This window comes from Streptomyces sp. RK9, assembly GCF_045070545.1.
In the GTDB taxonomy this organism is placed as follows: domain Bacteria; phylum Actinomycetota; class Actinomycetes; order Streptomycetales; family Streptomycetaceae; genus Streptomyces; species Streptomyces alboflavus.
This window is the reverse complement of record NZ_CP173703.1, coordinates 2,075,789-2,100,909: the sequence shown is the minus strand read 5'-3', so window position 1 is coordinate 2,100,909 and position 25,121 is coordinate 2,075,789. Positions and strand designations below refer to the sequence as shown.

The window sequence follows — 25,121 nt, the reverse complement described above, 5'->3', positions numbered from 1 at the left end:
TCCCCCGTCGGCGGGCTGCCCGCCTCATCCCTGCCTGTCCGGGTTGCCACCGTCGATATCGCGCCACCCCGCCCCGCGGACAGCTCACACCGCTTCGCAGGGATTCCTCCGTACTCGTCCATGAGGCGGCCGCCCACCGGCCACCCTCCGCTCCCGCTCCTGTCGGTCGGCTGTCGGTGGATTGTCGGTGGCTCCTGCTCTCATGTACGGCATGACAGAAATCGACAACAAGCCCCAGCGGGGAGCGGACGGCGCAGGCAGCGCCGTTTCGGTACGGGGGCTGGTCAAGCACTACGGCGAGACCAAGGCGCTGGACGGCGTCGACGTGGACGTGCGCGAGGGAACGGTCCTCGGCGTCCTCGGGCCCAACGGCGCCGGCAAGACCACACTCGTACGCTGCCTCTCCACGCTCATCACCCCCGACTCCGGCAGCGCCTTCGTCGCCGGGTACGACGTGCTGCGCCAGCCGCGCCAGCTGCGCCGCGTGATAGGCCTCACCGGTCAGTACGCGTCGGTGGACGAGAAGCTGACCGGCTGGGACAACCTCTACATGATCGGGCGGCTGCTCGACCTGTCCCGCAAGGAGTCCCGCTCGCGCGCCGACGGCCTGCTCGAGCGCTTCTCGCTCACCGAGGCCGCCCGCAGGCCCGCGAAGACGTACTCCGGAGGCATGCGCCGCCGGCTCGACCTCGCGGCGTCGATGATCGGCAGCCCGGCGGTGCTCTTCCTGGACGAGCCGACGACCGGCCTCGACCCGCGCACGCGCAACGAGGTCTGGGAAGAGGTCAAGCGCATGGTCGGCGACGGCGTGACCGTCCTGCTGACCACGCAGTACATGGAAGAGGCCGAGCAGCTCGCCGGCGAGCTGACGGTCATCGACCGCGGCAAGGTCATCGCCAACGGCGGCATCGAGGAGCTGAAGGCGAAGGTCGGCGGCCGCACCCTGCGCATCCGCCCGGCCGACCCGGCGCAGCTGCACCCCACGGCCACCGCCCTGGACGAGGCGGGCCTCACGGGCCTCGCCACGACCACGGTGGACACCGAGACCGGCACGGTCCTGGTGCCGATCCTCAGCGACGAACAGCTCACGGCGGTCGTGGGCGCGCTCACCTCGCGCGGCATCACGCTCTCCGACATCGCCACCGAACTGCCCAGCCTGGACGAGGTGTTCCTGTCCCTCACGGGTCACAAGACCAGTGAGTCGCTGGACTCCACGGCCAAGCAGGCCACCGATCTCGAGGGGGTCGCCGCATGAGCACCACCACCGTCAAGGCGCCCTCCGCGCCGCCCGCGCAGGAGCGGCCGGCGCCCAAGGCCGAGCCGGACACCCGGATCGGCCTGCGCGCCCACGTCCGGCACACCAGCGCCCTGGTCCGCCGCAACCTGCTGTGGATCAAGCAGGACATGGAGTCGATGTTCGACGCCGTCCTGATGCCGATCGTCTTCACCCTGCTGTTCGTGTACGTCTTCGGCGGCTCCGTGGGCCAGGCCCTCGGCGGCGGCCGCGACGAGTACGTGCAGTACGTCATCCCCGGCCTGATGGCCATGATGGGGATGAACATGGCCATGGGTGTGGGCACGGGCTTCAACCAGGACTTCCAGACCGGTGTGATGGACCGCTTCCGGTCGCTGCCGATCGGCCGCTCGTCGGTGATGATCGCCAAGATCGTGGTCGAGCTGCTCCGCATGCTGGTCGCCACGGCGATCCTGCTGGTCGTGGCCCTGATCATCGGCTTCTCGGTGGAGAGCATCCCGGGTCTGATCGCGTCCATCGGCCTCGCCATGGCCTTCGGCGTGGGCCTGATGTGGATCTTCCTCACCATGGGTGTCGTGATGAAGAGCGCCCAGGCGATCCAGGGCATGGGCTTCCTGGTCCTGATGCCGCTGCAGTTCGGCTCGTCGATCTTCGCGCCGACGAACTCCATGCCCGGCTGGCTCCAGGCGTTCACGGACTACAACCCGCTGTCGTCGCTCGCCGACGCCGCCCGCGGCCTGATGAACGGCGGCCTGCCGGTCGCCCACGACGTGTGGGTGACGCTCATCTGGTCGGTGGTCCTGACCGGCGTGATGGCGCCGATCGCGATCCACAAGTTCCGCACCAAGACGTGACGCGACCGTCGCGCACGAGCGCGGCCCGTGGTCACAACCCCGCCGAGGCGACGGCTTCCTCCCAGGAGAGGCCGTCGCCTTCGGCGTACGCGACGGTGTAGGCGGCGTCGCCGAGCACCGCGCGGACCGTCCGCTCGGCGGCGCGGCGGACCTCCCGCTCCATGGCGACGGGGACATGGCCGGGCGGCAGCCGGGCGTCGGCCACGGCGATCAGCCGGGCGGCGGCCGCGGCGCGGCCGGTGTCGTGGGAGGCGAGGGCGCGGGCCACGGTCGCGAGATGGACGGAGAGCAGCTGCGGGGCGACGATCTGCGCCAAGGGCTCGGCGGCTCTCGCCACGGCTTCGAGGGCGTGGCCGAGCCCGCGTTCGTAGTGGCCGTCGAGGGTGTCGAGCCAGGCGTGCGAACCGAGCAGGAAGCCCTCGAAGAGAGCGAAGCCGAAGACGGCGAACTCCTCGCGCAGGAGCACCAGTTGCGCACGCGCCTCGGCCACGCGGCCGGTGCGGCCGAGCAGGCCGACGAGGAAGAGCCGGGCGGCGGGCAGGGCCCCGTTCAGCCGGCTGCCGCTGTCGTCGATCACCTGCCGCAGCAGGGCCTCGCCGCGCTCCTCCTGCCCCGCCTCGATGAGGACCGTGCCGAGCCGGGCGCTGAGCAGCGACACCTGGGCGCGTGCGCCGACGTCCCCCGCGTGGTCCATCGCGGCCTGGAAGTCGTCGGCCGCGAGCAGGTACGCACCGCGCCGCTCATGGGCCTCGCCGCGCGACGACAGGGCCTCGGCCGCGCCGAAGGAGTCACCGATGCGGGTGCAGATCTCCAGGGCCTCGTCGGCGTCGCTCACGGCGTCCCCGGCCCAGTCGGCGCGGTTGGCGAGGATGTTGGCGCGCTGCTGGAGGGCGGCCGCGAGCTCCCAGTCGAGGCCGAGCTCGCGGCAGGAGGCGACGGTCGAGTCGACGACCTGGCGCAGCCGGTCCACGTCCCCGGTCATCAGGACGGCGAAGAACCACAGGTTGCCCGGGCTCCGGCAGGTCTGCGGCAGGCCCGGCCGGTAGGTGTCACGGATCGCGCGGAGCTTCCGTTCGGCCTCCGGGGTGTGCCAGCCCACCGGGTCCATGTCCATGCAGGACAGCTGGATGAGGTGCACACCGCGACGGGCCTCCTGAAGAAGCTCGCCCGACAGCGGGGGCGGGGTGTCCGTGCAGCGCCCGTACAGCGGCGGGGCAGGCGTGACGGCGCCCGCGAACGGGTCTGGCCCGAGGGTCACGACCTCCCGGGACCAGTTGCGCGCCTCCTGCCGCAGATCACGGATGAGCCAGAACCACGACAGGGACAGAACGAGGCACAGCGCCTCCTGTTCGTCGTGCGCGGCGACGGCGTGGCGCAGCGCGGTGCGCAGGTTCTCGTACTCCGCCTCGAAGGCGGCGATCGCCTCGCGCTGCCCGCGGCGGCGCAGCGCCGGGTCGGTGACGCGGGCGAACTCCCGGAAGTGGACGAGGTGGGCCCGGGTCACCCGGGCCCGCTCCCCCGCCTCGTCGAGCCGCTCGGCGGCGTACTCGGAGACGGTCTCCAGGAGCCGGTAGCGCATCACGTCGTCGTGGGCGGCGGGAGCGGCGACGACGAGGGACTTGTCGACGAGGGAGCCGAGGATGCGGGCGACGTCGCGAGGATCGACATGCCCACCCGACTCCCCGCCGGAAGAGAGCTCGGCCCCTCCGCCCCCTCCAGGCCGGGCACCGCAGACGGCTTCGGCGGCGGCGAGATCGCAGCCGCCGGCGAAGACGGAGAGGCGGCGCAGGACGGAGCGCTCGGCGGGGTCGAGGAGGTCCCAGGACCAGTCCACGACGGCGCGCAGGGTCTGCTGGCGCGGCAGGACGGTGCGGGAGCCGCTGGTGAGGAGCCGGAAGCGGTCGTCGAGGCGGTCGGCTATCTGGCGCGGGGTGAGCATCCGCAGCCGGGCGGCGGCCAGTTCGATGGCGAGCGGCAGGCCGTCCAGGCGGTGGCAGATCTCGGCGGCGGCGCGGACGTCGTCGTCGACGCGGAAGCCGGGCCGTGCGGCGGCGCCGCGGTCGGCGAGCAGGCGCAGCGCGAAGGGTTCGGGCAGGGGTTCGACGGGGCGCACCAACTCGCCTGTTATACCGAGGGGTTCGCGGCTGGTGGCGAGGACGGTGAGCCCCGGGCACTCGGCGAGGAGGCGTTCGGCGAGGCGGGCGGCGGCGTCGATGACGTGTTCGCAGTTGTCGAGGACGAGGAGCATGCGGAGCGGTCCGCAGTGCTCGGCGAGGCGCACCATCGGGTCGTCGGCGTGCCGCTCGGCGGCGGCTCGCAGCTCCTCGGCGCCCGCGCCCCGCAGCACGGTCTCGCGGGCGCCGAGGGCGGTGAGGACGGCTTCCGGTACGTCGTCGGGGTCGTCCACGGGGGCGAGTTCGGCGAGCCACACGCCGTCCACCGACATGTCCCGCACCGTCTCGGCGGCTTCCTGGGACAGCCGTGTCTTGCCGGCGCCGCCGGGCCCGGTGAGCGTGACGAGCCGCGCACGTCCCAGGTCGTCGCGGATGGCGTCGATGTCGCCGGTACGTCCGACGAAGGAGGTGAGGCGGGCGCGGAGGTTGCCCGGGGCGGGTCTGGTGCCGGGGTGGCCCTCGGCACCGCGGCCATTTCGGCCGACGGCGCCGTGAGGGGCCGAGCCGTCCGTGCGCGCGCCGACACCGCCGACACCGGCTCCCACCGCCGACATGTCGACCGGCACCGGACCCTCGCCGACCGAACCGGACCCGCCCGCTCCACTGCCACTGGCCACCGGCCGAAGCAACTCCCCGTACAGGGAGCGCAGTTCGGGACCGGGATCGGCGCCGAGACGATCGGCGAGGGCGCGGCGTACGCCGTCGTACGCGGCCAGGGCCTCCGCCGCGCGGCCGACGTCGCGCAGGGCGCGCAGGCGCAGGGCCTGGAGGGGCTCGTCCAGGGGGTGGCCGTCGCACAGGGCGGTGAGTTCGGGCAGGGCGGACTCGGCCTGGCCGAGGGCGAGGGCGGCGGTGAAGCGGGCGCGGAGGGCGTCGAGGCGGCGGGCCGACCAGCGGGTGGCTTCCGCCGTGTGGTCCGGGAGGTCGGCGAAGGCGTCGCCGTGCCACAGGGCGAGGGCGTCGTCGAGGAGGGCGGCGGCCTTGGCGGGGTCGCCGTCGGCGAGGGCGCGGGTGCCTTCGCCGACGAGGCGCTCGAAGCGGTGGGCGTCGACGTCGTCGGCGGTGACGCACAACTGGTAGCCGCCGTCGGCGGAGGCGACCGCGTCGGGGCCGAGGGTGCGGCGCAGGCGGCCGACCAGGGCCTGCAGGGCCGCGGGGGCGTCGGCCGGGGGTGTGGCGCCCCACACCTGGTCGACGAGGACGGCTGCGGGGATGCCGCGGCCGGGGCGCAGGGCGAGTGCGGTGAGGAGCGCACGCAGGCGTGCGCCGCCGACGGGCACCGTCGTGCCGTCGGGGCGCAGGGCCCGGGTCACACCGAGAACGCGATAACGCACCCGCCCATTGTCCCCCGCCCACACACCACCCCGTCCCGACCACCGGGAAGCCCCACCGGCCGGGGGCCGGATGAAGCCCCCCCACATCACAGTCACCGCCGACCGGGGCCGTGCCCCTCCCCTCACATCAAAGTGACCGTCGAACTGGGCTGTGCCCACCCTCCCCCAAGCTCTCGGCTTCGCTCGAGCAGGGGGGACCCCCATCGCCCTCTGGGCGGCCCAGCTGCCCACAGCGAGTACCAGCAAAGCCGCCACCCCCACCGGACCGAAAGCCGCGAACCGAACGGGAGGGGACGTGCCGGTATGTCCGCGCGCAGCTCGGCCCACCACGAGGGGCGTACACAAAACGTAGGGGACGACGCACACGCGAGCACGGACATACCGGCACGGCCCCGCACCCACGCACCGGACAGAGGGCGAAGGGACAGCAACCACCCACCGGAGCGAGGGCGAAGGCAGCACCCCCCTGACGGCGGCCAGGACAGGTAGCCTCCACCAGCAACGGGACCCCGTTCCGCGGACGAAGGAGCAGCATGAGCACCGCCCCCACCCGGAGCGACCGCCGGGTCAGCCCGGTCTTCCTAGGGATCGCCGCGGTCACCGCGGCCTCGGGCTGGGCGACCTGGACCGGTTTCGCGGACAACCCGGGCTTCGCCGTCTTCCTGTTCGTGACGGCGGCCTGGATCGTCTCGCTGTGCCTGCACGAGTACGCACACGCCCGCACAGCCCTGCACAGCGGCGACATCTCCATCGGCGCGAAGGGCTATCTGACCCTCAACCCGCTCAAGTACACGCACGCGCTGCTCAGCATCGTCCTGCCCGTACTGTTCGTGATCATGGGCGGCATCGGCCTCCCCGGCGGCGCGGTGTTCATCGAGCGCGGCCGTATCCGGGGCAGATGGCGGCACAGCCTGATCTCGGCGGCGGGCCCGCTGACGAACGTGCTGTTCGCGGTGGTGTGCACGGCGCCGTTCTGGCTGGACGCGCTGGACGGCGTCCCGGACACGTTCCGGTACGCGCTCGGGTTCCTGGCGCTGCTCCAGGTGACGGCGGCGATCTTGAACTTCCTGCCGATCCCGGGCCTGGACGGCTACGGAGTGATCGAGCCGTGGCTGTCGTACAACATCCGCCGCCAGGTGGAGCCGTTCGCCCCGTTCGGCCTGCTCGCGGTGTTCGGCATCCTGTGGATCCCGGAGGTCAATGACGTGTTCTTCGACGCGGTGGACGCGATCCTGCGCGGCCTCGGCGTCACCGACTGGGACACGTACTGGGGCCAGCGCCTCTACCGCTTCTGGCAGGGCACCCCGGACATCCCCGTGATCAACGGTTAGCGGAAGCGGCGGCCGCGTCGCGCTGCCGCAGGGCCTTGGCCCGGCGGGCGTAGTACCAGGTCATGTTGGACGAGAGCCCGGCGAGCAGCACCCACACGATGCCGAGCAGGCTGCCCTGCGCGAAGGCGACCACGGCGGCGGCGACGGACAGGACGCAGACGACGAGGGCGTACAGAGCGAGGCGGGGCATGGGGTGCGGCTCCTGTTGCGGCGATGCGGCGGACGTACCGCACCAGTGTCCCCCATGCCCCGCGCCCGCGGGAACGCGGTGGCAGGACGTCCTAGACGTCGGTGACGCGCAGCCCGGCGTGCGCCTTGTAGCGCCGGTTGACGGAGATCAGGTTGGCGACGAGGGACTCCACCTGGTGGGCGTTGCGCAGCCGCCCGGCGAAGACGCCGCGCATGCCGGGGATGCGCCCGGCGAGGGCCTGCACGAGATCGGTGTCGGCACGGCTCTCACCGAGGACCATGACATCGGTGTCGATCTCTTCGATGGCTTCGTCCTGAAGAAGCACAGCCGACAAGTGATGGAAAGCAGCGGTGACCCGGGACTCGGGCAGAAGGGCGGCGGCCTGCTCGGCGGCACTGCCCTCCTCGGGCTTCAGGGCGTACGCGCCCTTCTTGTCGAAGCCGAGCGGATTGACGCAGTCGACGACGAGCTTGCCCGCGAGGTCGGCGCGCAGCGCTTCGAGGGTCTTGGCGTGCCCGTCCCACGGCACGGCGACGATCACGATGTCGCTGCGCCGCGCGCACTCGGCGTTGTCCGTGCCCTCGATGCCCTCGACGCTGCGGCCGAGTTCACCGGCCGCGGCGGCGGCACGCTCGGCCGCGCGGGAGCCGATGATCACCTTCTGGCCTGCGCGGGCGAGGCGGTAGGCGAGCCCGCGGCCCTGGTCGCCGGTGCCGCCGAGCACGCCCACGACGAGCCCGGACACGTCGGGCAGGTCCCAGGGATCCTTGACGGGCGCCTTCTGCACACTTTCCGTGGAAGTCATGGTCAGACCTTACGTCCGGGCGGGGCGCCCGCCCCGACCGACCGCGCTCGGTCGAGCCGGTGCGTCAGTCGAGCCAGTGCAGCGGCACACGCCGGAAGGTGATGGTCTCGTACGCGCTGAAGTCCCCGGTCTCGTACAGGAGCCCGACGGTGTCGTCGTCGAGGCGGGCGAGGTCGGAGTACCCGGCGGGCAGCCCGTCGACGGTGTGGGCGGGGTGCCAGGTGGTGCCGCCGTCGTGGCTCTTGCGGATGCTCATCCGGGCGCGGAAGCCGGGATCGGCGGGCCCGGAGTACAGCAGCAGGTCGGGGTCGCGGAGCTGCAGCACGCTGGCCTCGACGACGGGACCGGTGAGGCAGGACTGGGGCCGGAAGGGCTTGACCAGGCTCTGGCCGCCGTCGTGGGAGTGGGCGTCGGCGCGGGTGCCGGGGGCGGGTGAGTCGTTGCGGGTGTTGAAGTAGACGCGGCCGTCGGGGAGTTCGGCGGCGGTGGTCTCGTTGACGTTGATGTAGCCGTTGGTGTTGTCGTCGACGTATCCGATGCGCCAGTTCTGGCCGCGGTCGTCGCTGAGGAGGCAGTGTCCGCCGTTGTACTTGCCCTCGGTGCCGTTGTCGGTGCCGGTGGGCGGCAGGGAGTGGTTGGCGGGGACGACGACGCGGCCGCCGGTCAGCTGGATGGCGTGGCCGGGGGTGGTCGCGTACCAGCGCCAGGAGGCCTTCTTGGTCTGCTTGGTGATCTCGCGGGGGGTGGACCAGGTGAGGCCGTCGTCGTCGCTGTGCCGCACCCAGACGCGACGGCCGTCGGCGGCGCTCACCTGGCCGCGCCGGATGGCGTTCTCGGTGGCCGCGGCGGCGTTCCGGATGTGCACGAGCAGGATGCGCCCGGTGTCGAGGACGACGGGGGCCGGGTTCCCGGCGAGGTCGGTGCCGTGGGCGCCGACGACCTGGAGGGGGCCCCAGGTGCGGCCGCCGTCCACGGACCGCTTCAGGACCACGTCGATGTTCCCGAAGTCCTCCTGGGAGCCGACGCGGCCCTCGCAGAAGGCGAGGACGGTGCCGGTCTGCGTCACGACGACGGCGGGGATCCGGAAACTCGCGTATCCCTCGCGTCCCGCGCGGAAGGGAACGGACGTCTCGACGGTCCGGGTTGAGTGAGCTGTCTCCTCTGGCATCCGTGCCCCTTCCCCAACGTGGGGGAATTCGCGGTGAACTCCCGCTGACGAATCTCTCGTTGAGGCAGTATGCGCCCCCATGGACGCCGTACGCGTCGCGCTGCTGCGCGAAGTTCTCGCCGGGACCGAATGGCCGGGCGCCACCCGCCGCTTCGCGGGCGCGCTGCGCGCCAGTGTCGTGCCGCACGGCGGCGGGCTGCTGCTCGTGGGCACGCGGGAGTACGAGCCGTGGCATCTGGCCGCGCACCTGGTGGACGAGGCCGCCTGGTCGGGAACGCCGGAGCTGACGCCGACGCTGGTGCGGCACCGGCCGCGTCCGGACGCGCCCGCGCAGCTCTCGGTGGGTCTCGGCCGCATCGAGGCGGCGCGGCGCGGGGAGACGCTGCTGGTGGTGGCGCCCACGGCGCCGCCGGCGGGGCTGCTGTCCCGGGTGCACGACGCGCGGCGGGCGGGGGCCACGGTGTTCGCGCTCGGGGAGCGGGACGGTGATCTGGGGGCGATCGCCCATGAGTCGCTGACGGTGCGGGACTCGGCGGGGCTCGATCTGGACACCGTCCAGCACCTGGTGAGTGCGGCGGCGGGCGAGAACAGCCTGCCCGCGCCGCGGGGTCGGCGCAGGGTCCGCGACCGGCTGTCGCGGCTGGCGGACCAGCTGACGGCGGTGCCGCCTGCGCGGTGGTAGCGCGGCTGTCTTCTGTCCCGCCGCTACCGCGGCGGATATCTCCCACCCTCCCCCAAGCTCTCGGCTTCGCTCGAGCAGGGGGGACCCCCATCCCGTTTCCATCCGACCGGATGGTGAACGTCTCCCGTGGGGGTCGCTCGCCGTCGGCGAGTGCGGGTGTGTCCGAGCCCCGGACTGCCCCCCAGGACCGACCCCGGACCGGCCCCAGACCCGCCCAGGACCGACCCCGGACCAGCCCTGGACCGGCCCCGGACCGGCGCCCGCCCCGAACAATTCGATTGCGCCGTGCGCACTCCCCCGCTGAACATGACCCCTTGTGAAACGTTTCGCCGCGATCCTGCCCGACCTGTCCCCCTGGCACTCCACCCGCGACTTCCGGCTCCTCTGGGTGCAGGGTCTGGTCACCTACTTCGGCAGCTTCATGGCGATGATCGCCCTGCCGCTCCAGATCAAGCACCTCACGGACTCGCCGTTCGCGGTCGGCGCGATGGGGGCCGTCGAGCTGATTCCGCTGATCGTGTGCGGACTGTACGGCGGGGCGCTCGCCGACGCGGTGGACCGGCGCAAGGTGATCCTGCTGACCGAGGCGGCGCTCGGTCTGCTGGCCCTGGTCCTGTTCGTGAACGCGCTGCTGCCCGAGCCGATGCTGTGGCCGCTGTACGTCGTCGCGGCCGGTGTCTCGGGCCTCGCCGGGCTCCAGCGGCCCGCACTCGACTCGCTGATGGCGAAGATCGTGCCGCACGACCAGCTCACGGCGGCCGCAGCGCTGAACTCGCTGCGGTGGAACGTCGGCGCGATCGCCGGTCCCGCGCTCGCGGGTGTCGTCGTCGCCTACGCCGGGCACGCGAGCGCGTACGCCGTCACGGTCGTCGGGTTCGCCGCGTCCGTGGCCCTGTGCACGCGGCTCTCGCCCGCGCCCGCCACGCACGGGGCGCAGAAGCCGTCGCTGCGGGGGCTCGCGGAGGGGGCGCGGTACGCGTGGTCGCGGCCCGTGCTGCTCGGTACGTACGCGATCGACGGGGTGGCGATGCTGTTCGCCTTCCCGAACACGATCTTTCCGTTCCTGGCGGACGACCTGGATGCCGAGTGGTCGCTGGGGCTGATGTACGCGGCCGGGGCCGTGGGGTCGCTCCTCCTCAGCCTCACCAGTGGGTGGACGTCGCGGGTGCGGAGGCACGGGGTGCTGGTGGTGTGCGGGGCCGCCGGGTGGGGGCTGGCCATCACCCTGGCGGGGGTGCTGGGCAATGTGTGGCTGGTGCTGGTGTGTCTTGCCCTTGCCGGGGCCGGGGACATGCTGAGCGGTCTTGCCCGCTCCACCATCTGGAACCAGACGATCCCGGACGAGCTGCGCGGGCGGCTCGCCGGGATCGAGGTGCTCTCGTACAGCGTCGGCCCCCAGCTCGGCCAGGTCCGCGCGGGCGCGGCGGCGGGCTGGTCCGGCACGCGTCCCGCCATCTGGTCCGGCGGCCTCGTCTGCGTCGGCGCGGTGGGCGCGCTGGCCGCCGCGATGCCGTCCCTCCTGCGCTACGACGCGTCGACGGACGCCGACGCCCAGCGCCGCAGGGAGGCCGCGGCGGCGGCAGCCTAGGCCGGCCGGGGACGTGGCGCACGCCGCCGTAACGGCACCGTCGGCCGGGGCTGCGCCCACCCTCCCCCAAGCTCTCGACTCCGCTCGAGCAGGGGGGACCCCCATCGCCCTGCGGGACGATTGCCCACAGCGCTAGAGGCAGACCCCGCACCCGCCAACGGTGAGCAACACCCACAGGAGACGCTCACAGTCCGGTCGGGTGGAAACGGGCGGGCGGGTGGGGAAGATCCGCCGCGGAGCGGCGGGACAGGGACAGCCCCCGCCGGACCGCAGACGGGGGTCAGGAGCAACCCCCGCCGAGCCTCGGGCGCGCCGCAGGCGAACGCTCAGTCCTCCTCGCCCCGCGCAGCGGAATCGTGCCACCGCGGATCGGTGTCCCACTCAAGATTCCGCTCCGAGGCAGTCTCCATCGCCCGCGTGGCCTCCTCCCGGGAGGCGTAAGGACCGAAGCGGTCCTTGCCTGGGCAGTCCGGCCCCTCCTCGACCTTCTTGTGCTCAAGGCAGTAGTACCACTCGCCCGGCTTGCCGACGGTCCGCTTCTTGAACAGGGCCATGTCCGGCTCCTCTCTCTCCCGCCATGCTGCCCCACGGGCGCTCGTTAGACTCGCTGGCATGTCTGGCCAGTCACTGCTCGTACCAGGGGAGCTCTCTCCCACCCGCCCCGTGCCCGGGAACATCCGGCGCCCGGAGTACGTCGGCAAGCCCGCGCCGACCCCGTACAGCGGGCCGGAGGTGCAGACCCCGGAGACCGTGGAGCTGATGCGCACCGCGGGTCGCATCGCCGCGCGCGCGATGGCGGAGGCCGCGAAGGCGATCGCGCCCGGCGTGACCACCGACGAGCTGGACCGCATCGCGCACGCGTACATGTGCGACCACGGCGCCTACCCGTCGACGCTCGGCTACCGCGGCTTCCCGAAGTCGCTGTGCAGTTCCGTGAACGAGGTCATCTGCCACGGCATCCCCGACTCGACCGTCCTGAAGGACGGCGACATCGTCAACCTGGACGTGACGGCGTACATCGGCGGCGTGCACGGCGACAACAACGCGACGTACCTCGTCGGCGACGTGGACGAGGAGTCCCGCCTGCTCGTCGAGCGCACCCGGGAGTCCCTGAACCGCGCGATCAAGGCCGTCAAGCCCGGCCGCCAGATCAACATCATCGGCCGGGTCATCGAGTCGTACGCCAAGCGCTTCGGCTACGGCGTCGTGCGCGACTTCACCGGCCACGGCATCAACTCGTCGTTCCACTCCGGCCTGATCGTCCCGCACTACGACAGCCCGCACGCGACGACGGTCATCCAGCCCGGCATGACGTTCACGATCGAGCCGATGCTGACGCTCGGCACGCACGAGTACGACATGTGGGACGACGGCTGGACCGTGGTGACCAAGGACCGCAAGCGGACGGCGCAGTTCGAGCACACGCTGGTGGTGACGGAGACCGGCACGGAGATCCTCACGCTGCCGTGACCCTGCCCCCGACCCGGCACCAGGGCTGAAACCAACAGCCAAAGCCAAAGGCTGACGCCACAACCGGGGCCGCCCCGGGCCGGCCAGGACGAACCTGGTCGGCCCGGGGCGGCCCTTTTCTGATCGTTTACGCATCCCCGACGGGGAACCGGGTACCGTTTTTACCGACAGGATGTCGGGAACCAGTTGACTTAGGTAAGCCTAACCTTGGATGATCGGTCCTGGCCACACTGCTTTCCCGCCCTTCTTCGGCTCCGGAGGTCCCATGGACACGGCGATCACTCAGCCCCCCACGTTCTCGACGCTCATCCGCACCGCGTCCCACGAACAGCACACCGAGGCGGAGTCGTCGACGTTCATGGGCGACCTGCTCGGCGGCCGCCTCGACGTGAGCGCGTACGCGAGGTACACGGAACAGCTGTGGTTCGTGTACCGCGCGCTGGAGGACGGCTCGGCCGGCCTCGCCGACGACCCGGTGGCAGGCCCGTTCATACGGCCCGAGCTGGCCCGGGTCGCCGAGCTGGAGCGGGACCTCGCCCACCTGCGGGGCGCGAACTGGCGCGCGGGTCTCACGGCCCTGCCGGCCACGGCTGCGTACGCGGCCCGGGTCGAGGAGTGCGCGCGCACCTGGCCCGGCGGCTATGTCGCCCACCACTACACGCGCTACCTGGGAGACCTGTCCGGCGGGCAGATCATCCGCGGCAAGGCCGAGAAGACCTGGGGCTTCGACCGCAAGGGCGACGGCGTCCGGTTCTACGTCTTCGAGGGCATCGCCAACCCCGCCGCCTTCAAGCGGAGTTACCGCGAACTGCTCGACGGCCTCGACGTGGTCGTGCCGGACGAGCTGGAGAAGCAGCGCATCGTGGACGAGTGCAAGTGGGCTTTCGCCCTCAATACGGCGGTGTTCCGGGAGCTCGGGGCCGAGTTTCCGCTGTCGGCCTGACCTCGCCCCACGCGTCGGTGCACGTCTGTCGCGCTGCGCGCTCGTCCTCAATCGCCGGACAGGCTCGGTCTTCCCGGCAGGCTCCAGCAATCCGTCCACCGCATGCGGTCATGCCCGTCAGACCAAGCTCGGCTGCCCGGGGAACGCCACCCGGCCGCCCAGCTCGATGAAGTCGTCGGGGCCCGGGGCCGTGAGCAGTTGGGAGCCGCGGCCCTGGGTGATGTTCAGGGCGCGGCCCAGCTCGTGCGTGAGCTGGAGCGCCGCCGCCCCCGTGGCCTCGTCCTCGGTGATGCCGTCGCCCCGCCCCGGGAAACCCCGCGCGCGGACCCGCCCCGCCGCCTCGTCCTCCCACGCCCACGCGTAGATCCACTCCCCCGCCGGGGGCACCGCGAGCGCCTCCACGTCGGCCGCCGTCGCGTACCGCCGCAGCGTCCGCGCCCGCGCCCAGTCCGCCCGCGCCACGATCCAGCTGAACTCCCCGTCCTGATGGGCCTCGACGACCCCGGCGGCGGTGACCAGCTCGGGCACGTCGAGCAGCCAGGCGGCGCCGACGCACGGGTATCCGGCGAACCGCAGCCGCGTCGAGGGCGTGTAGATGTCGACGGCCCCGCGCTCGGGGTCGTCGACGAACACCGTCTCGCTGAAGCCGAGTTTGGCGGCGAGCGCCTGCCGGTCCGCCCGCTCGGGCACCCGTGAGCCGTCCCGTACGACACCCAGCTCGTTGCCGTACCGGCCGTCCGGGGCGCAGAACACCCGCAGGACGTCGATGCCTTGGTGCACGTCGGGCACGCCCGCCGTGTCCCGTGTGTCCGGCCCGCCCCACGCGCTCGTCGCGTCCCTCGCCGCCGACCCGTCCGGCACGCCCCGCGGGTCGCGCGTGCCGTGTTCGTTCGCTGCGTTCACCCGGGCATTGAAGCATCACGCACCCCGGGGGCATCACGTGCCCCGCGCCCGCGCACAGCCCGACGGCGGGCACCCGGCGCGTCAAGCGCCGGGCACCCGCCGTCAGTTCGGCCGGTCACGGCCGTGCGGTCGGTCGGGCCCGAGGGCCCAGCCGTTCAGGCCCGCGGGGCCCACCTGTCCGGGCCGATGCCCCGTCCGTTCAGGCCCCGCGGGCCCACCGCCCCGCTCAGGCGTGGCGGCCCGGCTGGACGACGTGCCGCCGCCGCGCCGCGTACACGACCCCGGCCCCGGCCACGACCACCGCGCCCGCGGCACCGAGCAGCGCGCCCGACGGCGTGCTCGACCCCGTCGCGGCGAGCGAGCCGCCGTCGCCGACGGAGCCGCCGACCGAGCCGCCGCCGCCCACGCTGCCGCCACCGCCGACCGAACCGCCCCCGGCGGCCGCGCCGTCGGAGCCCGATCCGGAGTCACCGGCGCCGCCCGCGGGAGCGGGGATGTTGGCACCGGCGGACAGGGTGAGCGCGACCGTCAGCGGGTCGAACTTCTCGCCCTTCTTGTACGGCGCACCGCCCGCCTCGCTCTCGAACTGCTTGGCGCCCGCAGCCGTGAGCCGCGTGGGCACCTTGCTGAGCTGAACGACGTCGTTCTTCGCCTTGTAGGAGGCGCGGGAGAGGTCGAGGGTCGCGAACTTCACGTCGTTGCTGGTGCGGCCCTGGGCCTTCACGTCCACGGTGAGCGTGCCGGTCTTGCCGCGCGCCTTGATCTTGAAGTCGCTGAACTTCATGTCGATGCCGTGGCCCTGGTACAGGAAGCGCACGCTGCCGCCGAAGGACGCGTCGATCTTCTTGGCCCCGGCGTTCCAGGAGGCCTTGGAGTGCGGGAAGGCGTATCCGGACGAGATCTTCTTCGCGCCGCCGGCCGTCTGCACGCTGCCGCCCGTGGAGATGTAGCGGCGGAAGGACTCCTTCAGGCCCCAGGACAGCTTGCCGCCGACGACCTTGCCCGTGCCGGACGACGGCTTCGAGGTCGGCTTCGTGGGCGTGGGCCTGGGCGTGGGCTTGGAGGTCGGCTTCGTCGGCTTGGACGTGGGCTTCGTCGGGGTCGGCTGCGGTGCGGGGCCGCCGGTCTTCACCGTCAGCGTGGCCGGGTCGAGGACCTGGCCCTCCTGGTACATGCCGTTGAACGCCTTGGCGCCCTTGGCGGTGAGCGCCGTCGGGATGTCCTTGAACGTCATCGCGCCGCCAGCGCCCTGCCCGGGCCTGACCTCGCTGAGGTCGAGGGTCGCGAGGTCGATGTCGTTCTGCTTGGCGCCGTTGAGCGTGACGTCGGCCTGGATCGCCCCCGTCTTGCCCTTGGTGTGCACCTTGACGTCGGCGATCTTGATGTCGAACTTGTGCTGCGTCGAGACGAAGCGCACATCACCCTTGAAGGCGGCCTTCAGGGCGTGGCCGGCCAGCTCGTACGTGCCCTTGCCGCCCGTAAAGGTGAACACCCCGTTGTCCGGCGCCTGCTTGGCACCGCCACCGGTCGTGATCTTGCCGTGCGCCATGCCCGTGACGTACTTGCGGAAGGACTCCTTCAAGCCCCAGTCCAGGGTGCCGTCCGTGATCGTGAACGCCGAGGGCGCCTTCTGCTCGGCGGCCGCGCGGGGCGTGCCGGACGCGGCGTCCGAGGGCGCGTCGGCGGCGACGGCGGGCAGGGCGAGCGCGGCGGTGCCCAGGGCGACGGCCGTCGCGACGGCGGCCGCGCGGGCTATGGGTCGACGGGTGACTGCCATGGTCTGTGTGCTCCTCGGGGAGGGAGAGGGAGAGGGAACGGGGAGTGGGGGGCGGGGGTGGGGAGTTGAGGGGGGACGGGTGGGGATGGGTGGGGATGGGTGGGGACGGGGAAGCGGGTGTGCCGGGGGGCGGTGGGTTCGGCTCAGCCGGTCGGTGTCCCGGGGCCTGCGGAGGCGTCGCCTCCGTCGCCCCCGGTGGGCCCGGCGGACCCGGCCGCCGCCCGTGCCGCCCGGCGGCGACGCTCGAAGCGGAACGCGAACGCCGCCGCGACGAGCAGCGCCGCGACCGCGGCGAGCGTGAGGGGGAGCGCCTTCGACGATCCGTCGGAGTCCTCGGAGTCGGCGGACTCCTTCTGCGCGGACGTCTTCGGCTTCCCGTCGGACGCCGCCTTCTTCGGGGCGGGCTCGGAGCCGAGGTCCGGCAGCGCGGGCAGCTCCGCCTTGTCGTCGACGGCGACGGCCAGCGAGACGGGGTCCATGGCGGTGCCCGGCTTGTACATGGAGCCGAACGCCTTGGCGCCGTCGGCGGTGAGCTTCGCGGGGGCCTCGGTGACGGCGATGAGGCCGTCGCGCGGCTCGAGGTCCTTCAGTTCGGCCGCCGCGAAGGTGACGAGCGGGGCCTTCTTCTTGCGGAACTCCCCGCCGTCGACGTCGGCGTACAGCGTGCCCTCGCCGCCCTTCACGCCGACGGCGACCTCGCTCAGGCGGATGTCGAGCCCGTGCTTGCCGGTGAAGCGGACGGCACCGGCGAAGTCGGCGGCCAGGGTGCGCTTCTTCTCGTCGTACGAGCCCTTGCCCTGCGGGAAGCGGAACAGCGCGCCACCGTCCTCGGCACCGGACGACAGCGTCCACTTGCCCTTGGCGATGGTCCCGGAGACGTACTCGCGGAAGGTGCGGCGCACGCCCCAGTCGACGGCGGCGTCCTCGATGCGCCCGGCGGCCCGGTCCTTCTTCTTGTCGGCGCCGGACTTCTTCTTGTCGGGCTTCTTCGAGGGCTTGTCGCCGGAGCCGCCGGGCTTGTCGGCGCCGCCGGAGCCCGCGACGAGGTCCGTCGACAGGCTCACCGGGTCGAGCCGGGTGCCCGCCGTGTAGTACCCGGCGAACGCCTTCGCGCCCTGCGAGGTGAGGGTGGCGGGCAGGTTGGTGAGGGCGATGGGGCCCGAACCGCCCTTCATGTTGATGCCCGAGACGTTCAGGTTCGCCAGCGGCACCTGGGCGGTCGAGGTGACCTTGCCGGTGCCCTTCTCCTTGCTGACCATGTCGGCGTAGAGCGTGCCGGAGCTGCCCGAGACCTTCACCGTGGGGCGGCTGATGGTCAGGTCGAGGGCGTACGAGCCGCCCTTCTTGTGCCCGGTGAAGTGCACTCCCCCGGAGAATCCGGCGGTGAACGCGCCGGTGTCGGGGTCGTAGGAGCCCTTGGCCGAGTGGAAGCGGAACTGGCTGCCGCCGACCGTGGCCGCGCCGCCCTGGAGGTTCCAACTGCCCTTGGCGATGGGCCCGGTGACATAGCTCTGGAAGGAGGATTTGATGCCCCAGTCGAGCCTGCCGCCCTGTACGGTGCGCGGCTTCGCGTGCGCGGCGGTCATCGGGAGCAGCGCTCCCAGGAGCGCGGCCAGGACGGCTACGGCTCCCACGCGTGCGCCGCGGCGCGTGCGCGGCTGTCTGGGCGACGGCATCGGACCCCTCCAGGTCTGGTCATTAAGGTAAGGCTAACCTAAACTACGATCATCGTGGCGCGGAACCCCACGCCACAGCCACCCGGCCGTTCGGGACACCGCGACGGCCACGGACCCCAACAGCACGACAGGACGGTGGACTTCGGTGCGCAAGCCGCGCTCACTCCGTATCGGCGGCCTCGTCAGCGCGGTGACCGCCGCGCTCGCGCTCACCCTCGCCGGGTGCGGCTCGTCCGGCGACGGCGGCGGCGCGGGGGACGGCGGCGGGACGCGGGCGAAGGCCGCTCCCGCCGATCGCGTCGAACCGCTCGCGGCCAAGGCGGCGCCGAAGCTGCCCGCGACCGTGGAGTCCGCCGACGGCAAGCGCGTCACCGTCAAGGACGCGAGCCGGATCGTGCCGCTGACCGGCAGCCTGAACGAGATCGTCTTCACCCTCGGGCTCGGCAAGAGCGTGGTGGCACGCGACATCACCGCCACCTTCGACCAGGCCGAGAAGCTGCCGGTGGTGACGCGCGCCCACGACGTCTCGGCCGAGAGCGTGCTCTCCCTGAAGCCGACGGTCGTCCTCGCGGACACCACGACGGGCCCCGCCGAGGCCATCGACCAGATCCGCTCGGCCGGCATCCCCCTCGTCGTCCTCGAACCGGCCAAGAGCCTCGCCGACGTGGGCCCGCGCATCGAGGCGGTGGCCCGCGCCCTCGGCGTCGAGAAGGCGGGCGCCGCGCTCAAGTCCCGTACCGAGGAGCGGATCGCGAAGGTGCGCGCCACCGTGCCGAAGCAGTCCGAGAAGCCCCGGGTCGCCTTCCTCTACCTGCGCGGCTCCGCCTCCGTCTATCTGCTCGGCGGTCGTGAGTCCGGCGCGGGCTCGCTCCTGGAGGCGGCGGGCGCGGTCGACGCGGGCAAGGCGTCGGGCCTGAAGAAGGACTTCACGGCCATCACCAGCGAGGCCCTCGCCAAGGCCGCGCCGGACGCGATCCTCGTGATGTCGAAGGGCCTGGACTCCGTGGGCGGCATCGACGGCATGGTGAAGATCCCCGGCGTGGCCGAGACGCCCGCGGGCATGGACCGTCGGGTGGTGTCCATCGAGGACGGCGTCCTGCTGAACTACGGGCCCCGCACCGACCAGGTCCTCAAGTCCCTGGTGGACCAGCTCTACAAGGACACCGAGTGACGCTCGCCGCACGACCGGGCGCGGGCTCGGACACCGGGCCGAAAGCCGCCCCGGACCGCACCGGGACCGGCGCCACAGATCCGGCCCCGGACACGGACCCGGCCACCGACGCGGACACGGCCCCGGCCGCCGAAGCGCCCGCCCCCGACCCGCGCCCCGCCCGCCGCGGCGCCCCCTTCCTCCTCACCATCGCCCTCGCCGCCGCCCTGCTGTTCCTCGCCCTGCTCTCCGCGGGGATCGGCGCGTACGACATCCCCCTCGGCGACGTCCTCGCCTCCGTCCAGCACCGGATGGGCCTCGGCGGGCACGCGCTCGACCGGGTCGGCGAGAGCGTGCTGTGGAACGTGCGGCTTCCGCGGGTGGTGCTCGCGCTGCTCGTGGGCGCGTCCCTGGGGTGCGCGGGCGCGCTGATGCAGGGCGTGTTCGGCAACCCGCTGGCCGAGCCCGGCGTCATCGGGATCTCCTCGGGCGCGGCGGTCGGTGCGGTCGCCTCCATCGCCCTCGGGCTCAGCTTCTTCGGCAACTGGACCGTCACCGTCTGCGCGTTCGTCGCCGGACTCGCGACGGTACTGCTCGTGTATGTCCTGTCGCGGGACGGCGGCCGTACGGAGGTCGTCACCCTCATCCTCACCGGCATCGCCGTGAACGCCTTCGCGGGCGCGCTCATCGGCCTCTTCCTCTTCTTCGCCGACAACGCGCAGGTCACCCAGATCACGTTCTGGCAGCTCGGCTCGCTGGCGCAGGCCACCTGGCCGAAGGTGCTCGCCGTCCTGCCGTGCGCGGCGGCCGGACTCCTCGTCGCGCCGCTGTACGCGCGCAAGCTGGACCTGCTCGCCCTCGGGGAGCGGCCCGCGCGCCATCTGGGCGTGGACGTGGAGCGGCTGCGGATGGTGCTCGTGCTCGTGGTGGCGCTGCTCACGGCCGCGGCCGTCGCGGTGGCGGGGATCATCACGTTCGTGGGACTCCTCGTGCCGCATCTGCTGCGGATGGCGGCGGGGCCCGGGCACCGGTTCCTGGTGCCGGGCAGCGCGCTCGGCGGGGCCGTCGTCCTCGTCGGCGCCGACCTCGCGGCGCGCACGGTCGCCGCGCCCGCCGAGCTGCCGCTCGGCGTGCTCACCGCGCTCTTCGGCAGCCCCTTCTTCTTCTGGCTGCTGCGCAGGACCCGCCGCAAGCAAGGGGGCTGGGCATGATCGGGACGCTGAGCAAGCGGATCTTCGGGGTACGCGACCGGGTCCTGCCCGCACCCGTCGCGCCCGGCGAGGTGCTCGCCGGGACGGCGGACCTGCGGGTGCGGCTCGGCGGCCGCGAGGTGCTTCGGGGCGTGACGGTGGCGGCCCGCGCGGGCGAGGTGCTCGCCCTGGTCGGCCCCAACGGCGCGGGCAAGTCCACCCTGTTGGCCGCGCTCGCCGCCGACCTGCCCGCCGACGCGGGGTCCGTGTCCGTGTGCGGCCGCCCGGCCCCGGACTGGCCCGCGCGCGAACTCGCCCTGCGCCGGGCCGTCCTGCCGCAGTCGGCGACTCTCTCCTTCCCCTTCCCGGTCGAGGACGTCGTCCGGATGGGCCGGGCGCCCTGGGCCGGGACGCGCCTCGCGGACGACGACGACCGGATCGTACGGGCGGCGATGGCGGCCACCGAGGTGGCCGAGTTCGCGGCCCGGCCGTTCTCCGCGCTCAGCGGCGGCGAGCGGGCGCGGGTGGCGCTCGCCCGGGTGCTCGCCCAGCGCGCCCCGCTGCTGCTGCTCGACGAGCCGACGGCCGCGCTCGACCTGCGCCACCAGGAGCTGGTCCTGCGGGTCTGCCGGGAACGGGCCGCCGCGGGCGACGCGGTGGTGGTCGTCCTGCACGACCTGGGCCTCGCCGCGGCCTACGCGGACCGCGCGGTGATCCTGGACGGCGGGGTCGTCGCGGCCGACGGGGCGCCCGCCGAGGTCTTCGAGGACGGGCTGCTCTCGGACGTGTACCGGCAGCCCATCGAGGTGTTCCCGCACCCGCGGACCGGGGCGCCGCTGGTGACGCCGCTGCGCGCCCCCGCGTGAGGCGTGCCGTGCCGGACACCCGGAACCGGCGAATCCGGCCAGTGCGGACACTGCGGGCCCTTGAGGACGTCTGCCGCACTGCCGGAGCCCGGCGTCCGGCGCCTGCCCGGCCCCGATAGGGTTCGGGCCCGGGAAGGGGTAGGTGAAGGTATCCGATGAGCAGGGTTCCAAGGCTCGGCAGGACGGTCTCGTACGCGGCGGCGGTGGCGGTCCTCTCGCTGACGGCGAGCGGATGCGTGACGGTGCACGGCGAGCGCGAGGTCGTCCGCACGGCCACCAAGCCCGAGGCCGCCCGCGCGCTGAAGGACTTCCTCACCGCCTACAACAAGGCGGACAAGGCGTACGACCCGACGCTGAACGCCGCCCGCGTCACCGGCCCGCTCGGCGCCATCAACCAGGCGGGCCTGAAGGCACGGCACGTGCAGAACCCGGACGGCAACTCCCGGTACGTGCCGCTGAAGCTGACGGACGTGACGTACTCCATCCCCAAGAAGGCCGGCTGGCCGCGGTGGTTCGTCGTCGACGCCGAGGCCAACCGCAAGCCGCACGGCTACCGCTGGCTGATCGCCTTCACCCGCGCGGACGCGGACTCCCTGTGGGAGGCGACGTATCTGAACCTGGTGCAGCCCGACCGGATGCCCGAGCTGGAGAAGGACGCCGACGGCCACGTCGAGCCGGTCGCCGTCGCCGGTTCCGGGCTCGCGGTGGCGCCGCGGCGGCTCGGCGGCGAGTACACCGCGTTCCTGAAGTCGGGCGGCGACGCCTTCGAGCCGGGCCCGCACACCACGCAGTGGAAGGCGGCCCGCGACCGCAACAAGCGGCGGCTCGGCCTCGCCGTCCAGTACATCGACGAGCCGCGCGACGGGGGCGCGTTCGCCCCGCTCGGCCTGCGCACGAAGGACGGCGGCGCGCTGGTGTTCTTCGCCACGCACCACTACGAGAAGCAGACCGCGTCCAAGGGCCTCAACGTCACCGTCGACGCGGACGTGAAGGCGCTGATGAAGGGCGAGGCGAAGCAGTCCGTCATGCTGGAGCGCGTCTCGAACCAGGTGGCCCTGGACCCCGACGGCACGGGCAAGGTGAAGATCCTCAGCCGGATGCAGGGTCTGGTCGGGGCGAAGGGCGAATAGGCGCGGGGCGCGGCCCGCGCGTCGGCCCCGCGGGACCGCGCGCCGGTCCTGCGCGTCGCGGTCCTGCGGGTCAGCCCCGCAGCGGCCAGGCCCCCGCGCCCGCCGTGTCCTCGGCGTCCTCGGCGTCCTCCCCAGGCTCCTGCGCGTACCGCGCGCACTCGTCGGTGAGGATCTCCAGAAGCGTCAGCGGGTCGGGCAGCGCGAACTCCGGACCCCGGACCCAGCCGACGGCGAGGTCACCGGGCAGCCGCGCGGGCGGCACCAGGACGTACGAACCGCGGCAGTGCCAGCGCAGGCCGGGGTGCTCGTCCATCGTCTCCGGATGGCAGTCCAGCTCGCACGGCCACCACTCGTCCTCGTCCTCGGGGGTGCCGCGGGTCGCCGTGAAGAACAGCATCCGCCCCTCGTCGCCCGCCCCCTCGGACTCCGCGACGGGGCCGACCTCCACCTCGGCGGCGAGCAGCCGCGCCAGGGCGGCGCGGCCGGCGTCGAGGGGGACGTCGAGGACGTCGTGCACCATGCCGGTCGCGGTGATGAAGTTGGCCTGGGGCTGGTGCCTGGCCCAGCGCTCGATCTGGGCGCGGTCGGTGGTGGACTGCGTCTGCCAGGCGAAGGAGACGGGGTGCCGGGCGGGGGTGGGGCAGCCGATGCGGTCGCAGGAACATCGGTACCCGGCGGGGTGGGCGGCGGGGGCCAGGGGCAGCCCCGCGGCGGCGACGGCGAGCAGCAGGTCCTCGCGGCGGGCGCTCGCGGCGCCCGCGCTGGCCTCGGCGCCGGAACGCGCGCGTCGGCGGAGCCACTGGGAGATCCTGCCCTGCGCGCCGGACGTCCGGCCGAACTCCGCGCCCATCTATCCCCTCACCTCGCCGTCGTGCGGAACAGCATGACCTATCGTCCCACCATCCTGCGCCCCGGGTGGCCGTAGTCCACATCCGGGGTACCTGGGGTGATGCCAGCCGCTGGGTGACATAGCGCGTCATTTCACGCTGTGCGGCGAATCGCGCACCTACGGTGTTCGACATGGTCACTAGGACTGTGCTGACGGGACTCACCGCCCTCGCCCTCGCGGGCCCGGCCGGTGTCCTGACCCCCCTGGAGTGGGGCGGCGGCCCGCTCACCGTCGACGCGCTCCCCCCGATCGTCTACACCGCGCACCGGGGCGGCGCCCTCGAAGTACCGGAGAACAGCATGTCCGGCCTGGTGGCCGCCTTCGAGCGGCGCACGGCGCAGGTCATCGACGTCGACACCCGGATGCTGCGCGACGGCACGCTGGTGGTGATGCACGACGCGACCCTGGACCGCACCACGTACGCGCGGGGCCCGGTGCGCGGGCTGACGCTGCGGGAGTGGCAGCGGGTGCGGCTGCGGCCGCCGGCGGGCGTGCCGGGCCGCTGGCGCGCCGAGCGGCCGCCGACGGTGGCGGAGGTCCTCGACCGCTTCGGCGGCCGCGTGATGCTGATGCTGGAGGCCAAGGACCCGCAGAGCCTGGCCCGGCTCGGCACGATGATCCACACGCGCGGCCTGGCCCGCTCGGTGTTCGTGAACACCAACAAGCCCTGGGTGGCCCGCCGCGCCCACCACCTGGGCCTGCTCGCCCAGCTGTGGCGCTCGCGGACGCAGCTGCGCACCGACCGGCCGCGGGACTGGGCGTCGTTCGTCGACGTCCTCGACGTGGACTACAAGGCGCGGGACGCGGATCTGCTGCGGGCGGTCAACTCCGGCATCCCCCGGGTGTGGGCGCACACCGTGACCACGCCGCGCCAGCGCGACCGGGTCCTTCGGCTCGGCTGCGACGGCGTGATCACGGACGCGCCCGGCCTGCTCTCGCGCACGCCGATCAAGGGCCGGGCGAAGGCGGCGGTGGCGCGGGCGGCGGTCCGGCCGGCCGCCGGTCAGCGGGGCGCGATGCCGTACAGGGCGTACTCGACGAGGGTGTCGGTGTACTCGTAGCCGAGCGGCGCGGTGTGCTGGAGCCAGCGCTGGGCGAGCGGCCCGGTCCAGAGTTCGAGGGCGATGCGCGGATCGACGTGCGGGGCCACCTGGCCCTGCTCCTGGGCGGCGCGCAGCCGGTCGACGTAGAGCTGGAGCTGCGGTTCGAGCAGCTTCTCGACGAATTCCCTGCCGAGCTGCTCGTTGACGACGCCCTCGGCGGCCAGGGCGCGGGCCGGGGCGTCGAACTTGGGGTTGGTCATCTCGTCGACGGTGGCGCGGAGCACGTACTTGAGGTCGGCCTCCAGGTCCCCGCTGTCGGGGATGGCGGTCGCGACCTCGGCGAGCCCCGCCTTCGCGCTCAGCTCGGCGGAGGCCTGCTCGGACAGGTCGAGGAAGGCGTCGAGGAGGACGGCGCTCTTGGAGGGCCACCAGCGGTAGATGGTCTGCTTGCCGACACCGGCGCGGGCGGCGATGGCCTCGATCGTCATCTTGCCGTAGCCGACCTCGCCGACCAGGGAGAGGGCGGCGTCGTAGATGGCGCGGCGCGAGCGCTCGCTGCGGCGGGTGGAGTCAGGGGCGGTTTTCTGAGCCATGACAACGAATGTAGCAGCGCCACGAGACGCCGCGTCTCACCTGAGTCCCGACCTCACGTAAATCACTCGACAAGACGCTACGTCTCGCTTAAGCTCACCTCAAGACGAGA

22 protein-coding genes are annotated in these 25,121 nt (G+C 73.0%); 12 read left to right on the top strand and 10 right to left on the bottom strand.

The window, feature by feature from the left end; all coding sequences use genetic code 11:
- Nucleotides 1–211: 211 nt before the first annotated feature.
- Nucleotides 212–1,255, top strand: a complete 1,044-nt coding sequence (locus AB6L24_RS08295) for an ATP-binding cassette domain-containing protein (RefSeq protein WP_405653761.1) — start codon at nucleotides 212–214, stop codon at nucleotides 1,253–1,255.
- Nucleotides 1,252–2,109, top strand: a complete 858-nt coding sequence (locus AB6L24_RS08290) for an ABC transporter permease (RefSeq protein WP_405653759.1) — start codon at nucleotides 1,252–1,254, stop codon at nucleotides 2,107–2,109. Before AB6L24_RS08295 ends, AB6L24_RS08290 begins: the two co-directional genes overlap by 4 nt.
- Before the next feature lie 31 nt (nucleotides 2,110–2,140).
- Here AB6L24_RS08290 and AB6L24_RS08285 read toward each other — a convergent pair whose 3' ends face one another.
- Nucleotides 2,141–5,617 (bottom strand): AfsR/SARP family transcriptional regulator, encoded by a 3,477-nt coding sequence (locus AB6L24_RS08285; RefSeq protein ID WP_405653757.1) that lies wholly within the window; start codon nucleotides 5,615–5,617, stop codon nucleotides 2,141–2,143.
- 533 nt (nucleotides 5,618–6,150) lie between these two features.
- Between AB6L24_RS08285 and AB6L24_RS08280 the strand changes: the two genes are divergently transcribed.
- Nucleotides 6,151–6,948 carry a site-2 protease family protein gene (locus AB6L24_RS08280; protein ID WP_405653755.1) on the top strand — a complete coding sequence of 266 codons (798 nt, stop codon included), beginning with the start codon at nucleotides 6,151–6,153 and terminating at the stop codon, nucleotides 6,946–6,948.
- Here the strand turns inward: AB6L24_RS08280 and AB6L24_RS08275 are convergent.
- From AB6L24_RS08275 to AB6L24_RS08265, 3 genes are all read right to left on the bottom strand, one after another.
- Nucleotides 6,938–7,138, bottom strand: coding sequence for a hypothetical protein (locus tag AB6L24_RS08275; protein ID WP_405653753.1), 201 nt, complete (start codon nucleotides 7,136–7,138; stop codon nucleotides 6,938–6,940). The genes AB6L24_RS08280 and AB6L24_RS08275 overlap by 11 nt on opposite strands.
- Nucleotides 7,139–7,229: 91 nt before the next feature.
- Nucleotides 7,230–7,943: an NADPH-dependent F420 reductase gene (gene npdG, locus AB6L24_RS08270; protein WP_405653751.1), complete on the bottom strand. Its 714-nt coding sequence runs from the start codon at nucleotides 7,941–7,943 to the stop codon at nucleotides 7,230–7,232.
- A 64-nt stretch (nucleotides 7,944–8,007) separates the two neighbouring features.
- Entirely contained in the window at nucleotides 8,008–9,111 is a 1,104-nt protein-coding gene (locus tag AB6L24_RS08265) for an exo-alpha-sialidase (RefSeq protein ID WP_405653749.1), read from the bottom strand.
- Between the two features lie 79 nt (nucleotides 9,112–9,190).
- Between AB6L24_RS08265 and AB6L24_RS08260 the strand changes: the two genes are divergently transcribed.
- Both AB6L24_RS08260 and AB6L24_RS08255 read left to right on the top strand, forming a co-directional pair.
- Nucleotides 9,191–9,793 carry a hypothetical protein gene (locus tag AB6L24_RS08260; RefSeq protein ID WP_405653747.1) on the top strand — a complete coding sequence of 201 codons (603 nt, stop codon included), beginning with the start codon at nucleotides 9,191–9,193 and terminating at the stop codon, nucleotides 9,791–9,793.
- Between the two features lie 316 nt (nucleotides 9,794–10,109).
- Entirely contained in the window at nucleotides 10,110–11,381 is a 1,272-nt protein-coding gene (locus tag AB6L24_RS08255) for an MFS transporter (RefSeq protein ID WP_405653745.1), read from the top strand.
- Nucleotides 11,382–11,707: 326 nt separating this feature from the next.
- Here the strand turns inward: AB6L24_RS08255 and AB6L24_RS08250 are convergent, their stop codons facing one another.
- Nucleotides 11,708–11,935, bottom strand: coding sequence for a hypothetical protein (locus AB6L24_RS08250; RefSeq protein ID WP_405653743.1), 228 nt, complete (start codon nucleotides 11,933–11,935; stop codon nucleotides 11,708–11,710).
- A 58-nt stretch (nucleotides 11,936–11,993) separates the two neighbouring features.
- Here AB6L24_RS08250 and map point away from each other — a divergent pair, with 58 nt between their 5' ends.
- Both map and AB6L24_RS08240 read left to right on the top strand, forming a co-directional pair.
- Complete coding sequence (gene map / locus AB6L24_RS08245; protein ID WP_405653741.1) at nucleotides 11,994–12,851, top strand: type I methionyl aminopeptidase; 858 nt, start codon at nucleotides 11,994–11,996, stop codon at nucleotides 12,849–12,851.
- Nucleotides 12,852–13,116: 265 nt separating this feature from the next.
- The gene (locus tag AB6L24_RS08240; RefSeq protein WP_405653739.1) at nucleotides 13,117–13,794 is read left to right on the top strand and encodes a heme oxygenase (biliverdin-producing); all 678 of its coding nucleotides are present in this window, start codon (nucleotides 13,117–13,119) and stop codon (nucleotides 13,792–13,794) included.
- 117 nt (nucleotides 13,795–13,911) lie between these two features.
- Here AB6L24_RS08240 and AB6L24_RS08235 read toward each other — a convergent pair whose 3' ends face one another.
- The 3 genes from AB6L24_RS08235 to AB6L24_RS08225 all read right to left on the bottom strand — a co-directional run bounded on the left by AB6L24_RS08235 (nucleotide 13,912) and on the right by AB6L24_RS08225 (nucleotide 18,150).
- The gene (locus AB6L24_RS08235) at nucleotides 13,912–14,562 is read right to left on the bottom strand and encodes a PhzF family phenazine biosynthesis protein (protein ID WP_405657092.1); all 651 of its coding nucleotides are present in this window, start codon (nucleotides 14,560–14,562) and stop codon (nucleotides 13,912–13,914) included.
- 361 nt (nucleotides 14,563–14,923) lie between these two features.
- Nucleotides 14,924–16,474, bottom strand: a complete 1,551-nt coding sequence (locus AB6L24_RS08230; RefSeq protein ID WP_405653737.1) for an HtaA domain-containing protein — start codon at nucleotides 16,472–16,474, stop codon at nucleotides 14,924–14,926.
- Nucleotides 16,475–16,617: 143 nt separating this feature from the next.
- A complete protein-coding gene (locus AB6L24_RS08225) occupies nucleotides 16,618–18,150 on the bottom strand; it encodes an HtaA domain-containing protein (RefSeq protein WP_405653735.1) in 1,533 nt (510 codons plus the stop codon).
- Nucleotides 18,151–18,295: 145 nt separating this feature from the next.
- Between AB6L24_RS08225 and AB6L24_RS08220 the strand changes: the two genes are divergently transcribed.
- The 4 genes from AB6L24_RS08220 to AB6L24_RS08205 all read left to right on the top strand — a co-directional run bounded on the left by AB6L24_RS08220 (nucleotide 18,296) and on the right by AB6L24_RS08205 (nucleotide 22,486).
- Nucleotides 18,296–19,321, top strand: coding sequence for a hemin ABC transporter substrate-binding protein (locus tag AB6L24_RS08220; RefSeq protein WP_405653733.1), 1,026 nt, complete (start codon nucleotides 18,296–18,298; stop codon nucleotides 19,319–19,321).
- Nucleotides 19,318–20,511, top strand: coding sequence for a FecCD family ABC transporter permease (locus AB6L24_RS08215; RefSeq protein ID WP_405653731.1), 1,194 nt, complete (start codon nucleotides 19,318–19,320; stop codon nucleotides 20,509–20,511). The genes AB6L24_RS08220 and AB6L24_RS08215 overlap by 4 nt, the downstream gene beginning before the upstream one ends.
- On the top strand, nucleotides 20,508–21,356 hold the full coding sequence (locus tag AB6L24_RS08210) for a heme ABC transporter ATP-binding protein (RefSeq protein ID WP_405653728.1): 849 nt from the start codon (nucleotides 20,508–20,510) through the stop codon (nucleotides 21,354–21,356). The genes AB6L24_RS08215 and AB6L24_RS08210 overlap by 4 nt, the downstream gene beginning before the upstream one ends.
- A 155-nt stretch (nucleotides 21,357–21,511) precedes the next feature.
- On the top strand, nucleotides 21,512–22,486 hold the full coding sequence (locus tag AB6L24_RS08205) for a hypothetical protein (RefSeq protein WP_405653726.1): 975 nt from the start codon (nucleotides 21,512–21,514) through the stop codon (nucleotides 22,484–22,486).
- Between the two features lie 70 nt (nucleotides 22,487–22,556).
- Here AB6L24_RS08205 and AB6L24_RS08200 read toward each other — a convergent pair whose 3' ends face one another.
- Nucleotides 22,557–23,336, bottom strand: a complete 780-nt coding sequence (locus AB6L24_RS08200) for a bifunctional DNA primase/polymerase (protein ID WP_405653723.1) — start codon at nucleotides 23,334–23,336, stop codon at nucleotides 22,557–22,559.
- 170 nt (nucleotides 23,337–23,506) lie between these two features.
- Between AB6L24_RS08200 and AB6L24_RS08195 the strand changes: the two genes are divergently transcribed.
- Nucleotides 23,507–24,436, top strand: a complete 930-nt coding sequence (locus AB6L24_RS08195) for a glycerophosphodiester phosphodiesterase (protein ID WP_405653721.1) — start codon at nucleotides 23,507–23,509, stop codon at nucleotides 24,434–24,436.
- Here AB6L24_RS08195 and AB6L24_RS08190 read toward each other — a convergent pair.
- Nucleotides 24,379–25,011, bottom strand: a complete 633-nt coding sequence (locus AB6L24_RS08190) for a TetR/AcrR family transcriptional regulator (protein ID WP_405653719.1) — start codon at nucleotides 25,009–25,011, stop codon at nucleotides 24,379–24,381. The genes AB6L24_RS08195 and AB6L24_RS08190 overlap by 58 nt on opposite strands.
- Nucleotides 25,012–25,121 lie beyond the last annotated feature (110 nt).

What these genes read in the sequence shown, in the direction of transcription:
- AB6L24_RS08200 (WP_405653723.1), bottom strand. Translation starts at nt 23,336, where the DNA reads ATGGGCGCGGAGTTCGGCCGGACGTCCGGCGCGCAGGGCAGGATCTCC.
- AB6L24_RS08230 (WP_405653737.1), bottom strand. Translation starts at nt 16,474, where the DNA reads ATGGCAGTCACCCGTCGACCCATAGCCCGCGCGGCCGCCGTCGCGACG.
- map (WP_405653741.1), top strand. Translation starts at nt 11,994, where the DNA reads ATGTCTGGCCAGTCACTGCTCGTACCAGGGGAGCTCTCTCCCACCCGC.
- AB6L24_RS08280 (WP_405653755.1), top strand. Translation starts at nt 6,151, where the DNA reads ATGAGCACCGCCCCCACCCGGAGCGACCGCCGGGTCAGCCCGGTCTTC.
- AB6L24_RS08240 (WP_405653739.1), top strand. Translation starts at nt 13,117, where the DNA reads ATGGACACGGCGATCACTCAGCCCCCCACGTTCTCGACGCTCATCCGC.
- AB6L24_RS08190 (WP_405653719.1), bottom strand. Translation starts at nt 25,011, where the DNA reads ATGGCTCAGAAAACCGCCCCTGACTCCACCCGCCGCAGCGAGCGCTCG.
- AB6L24_RS08275 (WP_405653753.1), bottom strand. Translation starts at nt 7,138, where the DNA reads ATGCCCCGCCTCGCTCTGTACGCCCTCGTCGTCTGCGTCCTGTCCGTC.
- AB6L24_RS08210 (WP_405653728.1), top strand. Translation starts at nt 20,508, where the DNA reads ATGATCGGGACGCTGAGCAAGCGGATCTTCGGGGTACGCGACCGGGTC.
- AB6L24_RS08250 (WP_405653743.1), bottom strand. Translation starts at nt 11,935, where the DNA reads ATGGCCCTGTTCAAGAAGCGGACCGTCGGCAAGCCGGGCGAGTGGTAC.
- AB6L24_RS08195 (WP_405653721.1), top strand. Translation starts at nt 23,507, where the DNA reads ATGGTCACTAGGACTGTGCTGACGGGACTCACCGCCCTCGCCCTCGCG.
- AB6L24_RS08290 (WP_405653759.1), top strand. Translation starts at nt 1,252, where the DNA reads ATGAGCACCACCACCGTCAAGGCGCCCTCCGCGCCGCCCGCGCAGGAG.
- AB6L24_RS08225 (WP_405653735.1), bottom strand. Translation starts at nt 18,150, where the DNA reads ATGCCGTCGCCCAGACAGCCGCGCACGCGCCGCGGCGCACGCGTGGGA.
- AB6L24_RS08295 (WP_405653761.1), top strand. Translation starts at nt 212, where the DNA reads ATGACAGAAATCGACAACAAGCCCCAGCGGGGAGCGGACGGCGCAGGC.
- npdG (WP_405653751.1), bottom strand. Translation starts at nt 7,943, where the DNA reads ATGACTTCCACGGAAAGTGTGCAGAAGGCGCCCGTCAAGGATCCCTGG.
- AB6L24_RS08205 (WP_405653726.1), top strand. Translation starts at nt 21,512, where the DNA reads ATGAGCAGGGTTCCAAGGCTCGGCAGGACGGTCTCGTACGCGGCGGCG.
- AB6L24_RS08265 (WP_405653749.1), bottom strand. Translation starts at nt 9,111, where the DNA reads ATGCCAGAGGAGACAGCTCACTCAACCCGGACCGTCGAGACGTCCGTT.
- AB6L24_RS08260 (WP_405653747.1), top strand. Translation starts at nt 9,191, where the DNA reads ATGGACGCCGTACGCGTCGCGCTGCTGCGCGAAGTTCTCGCCGGGACC.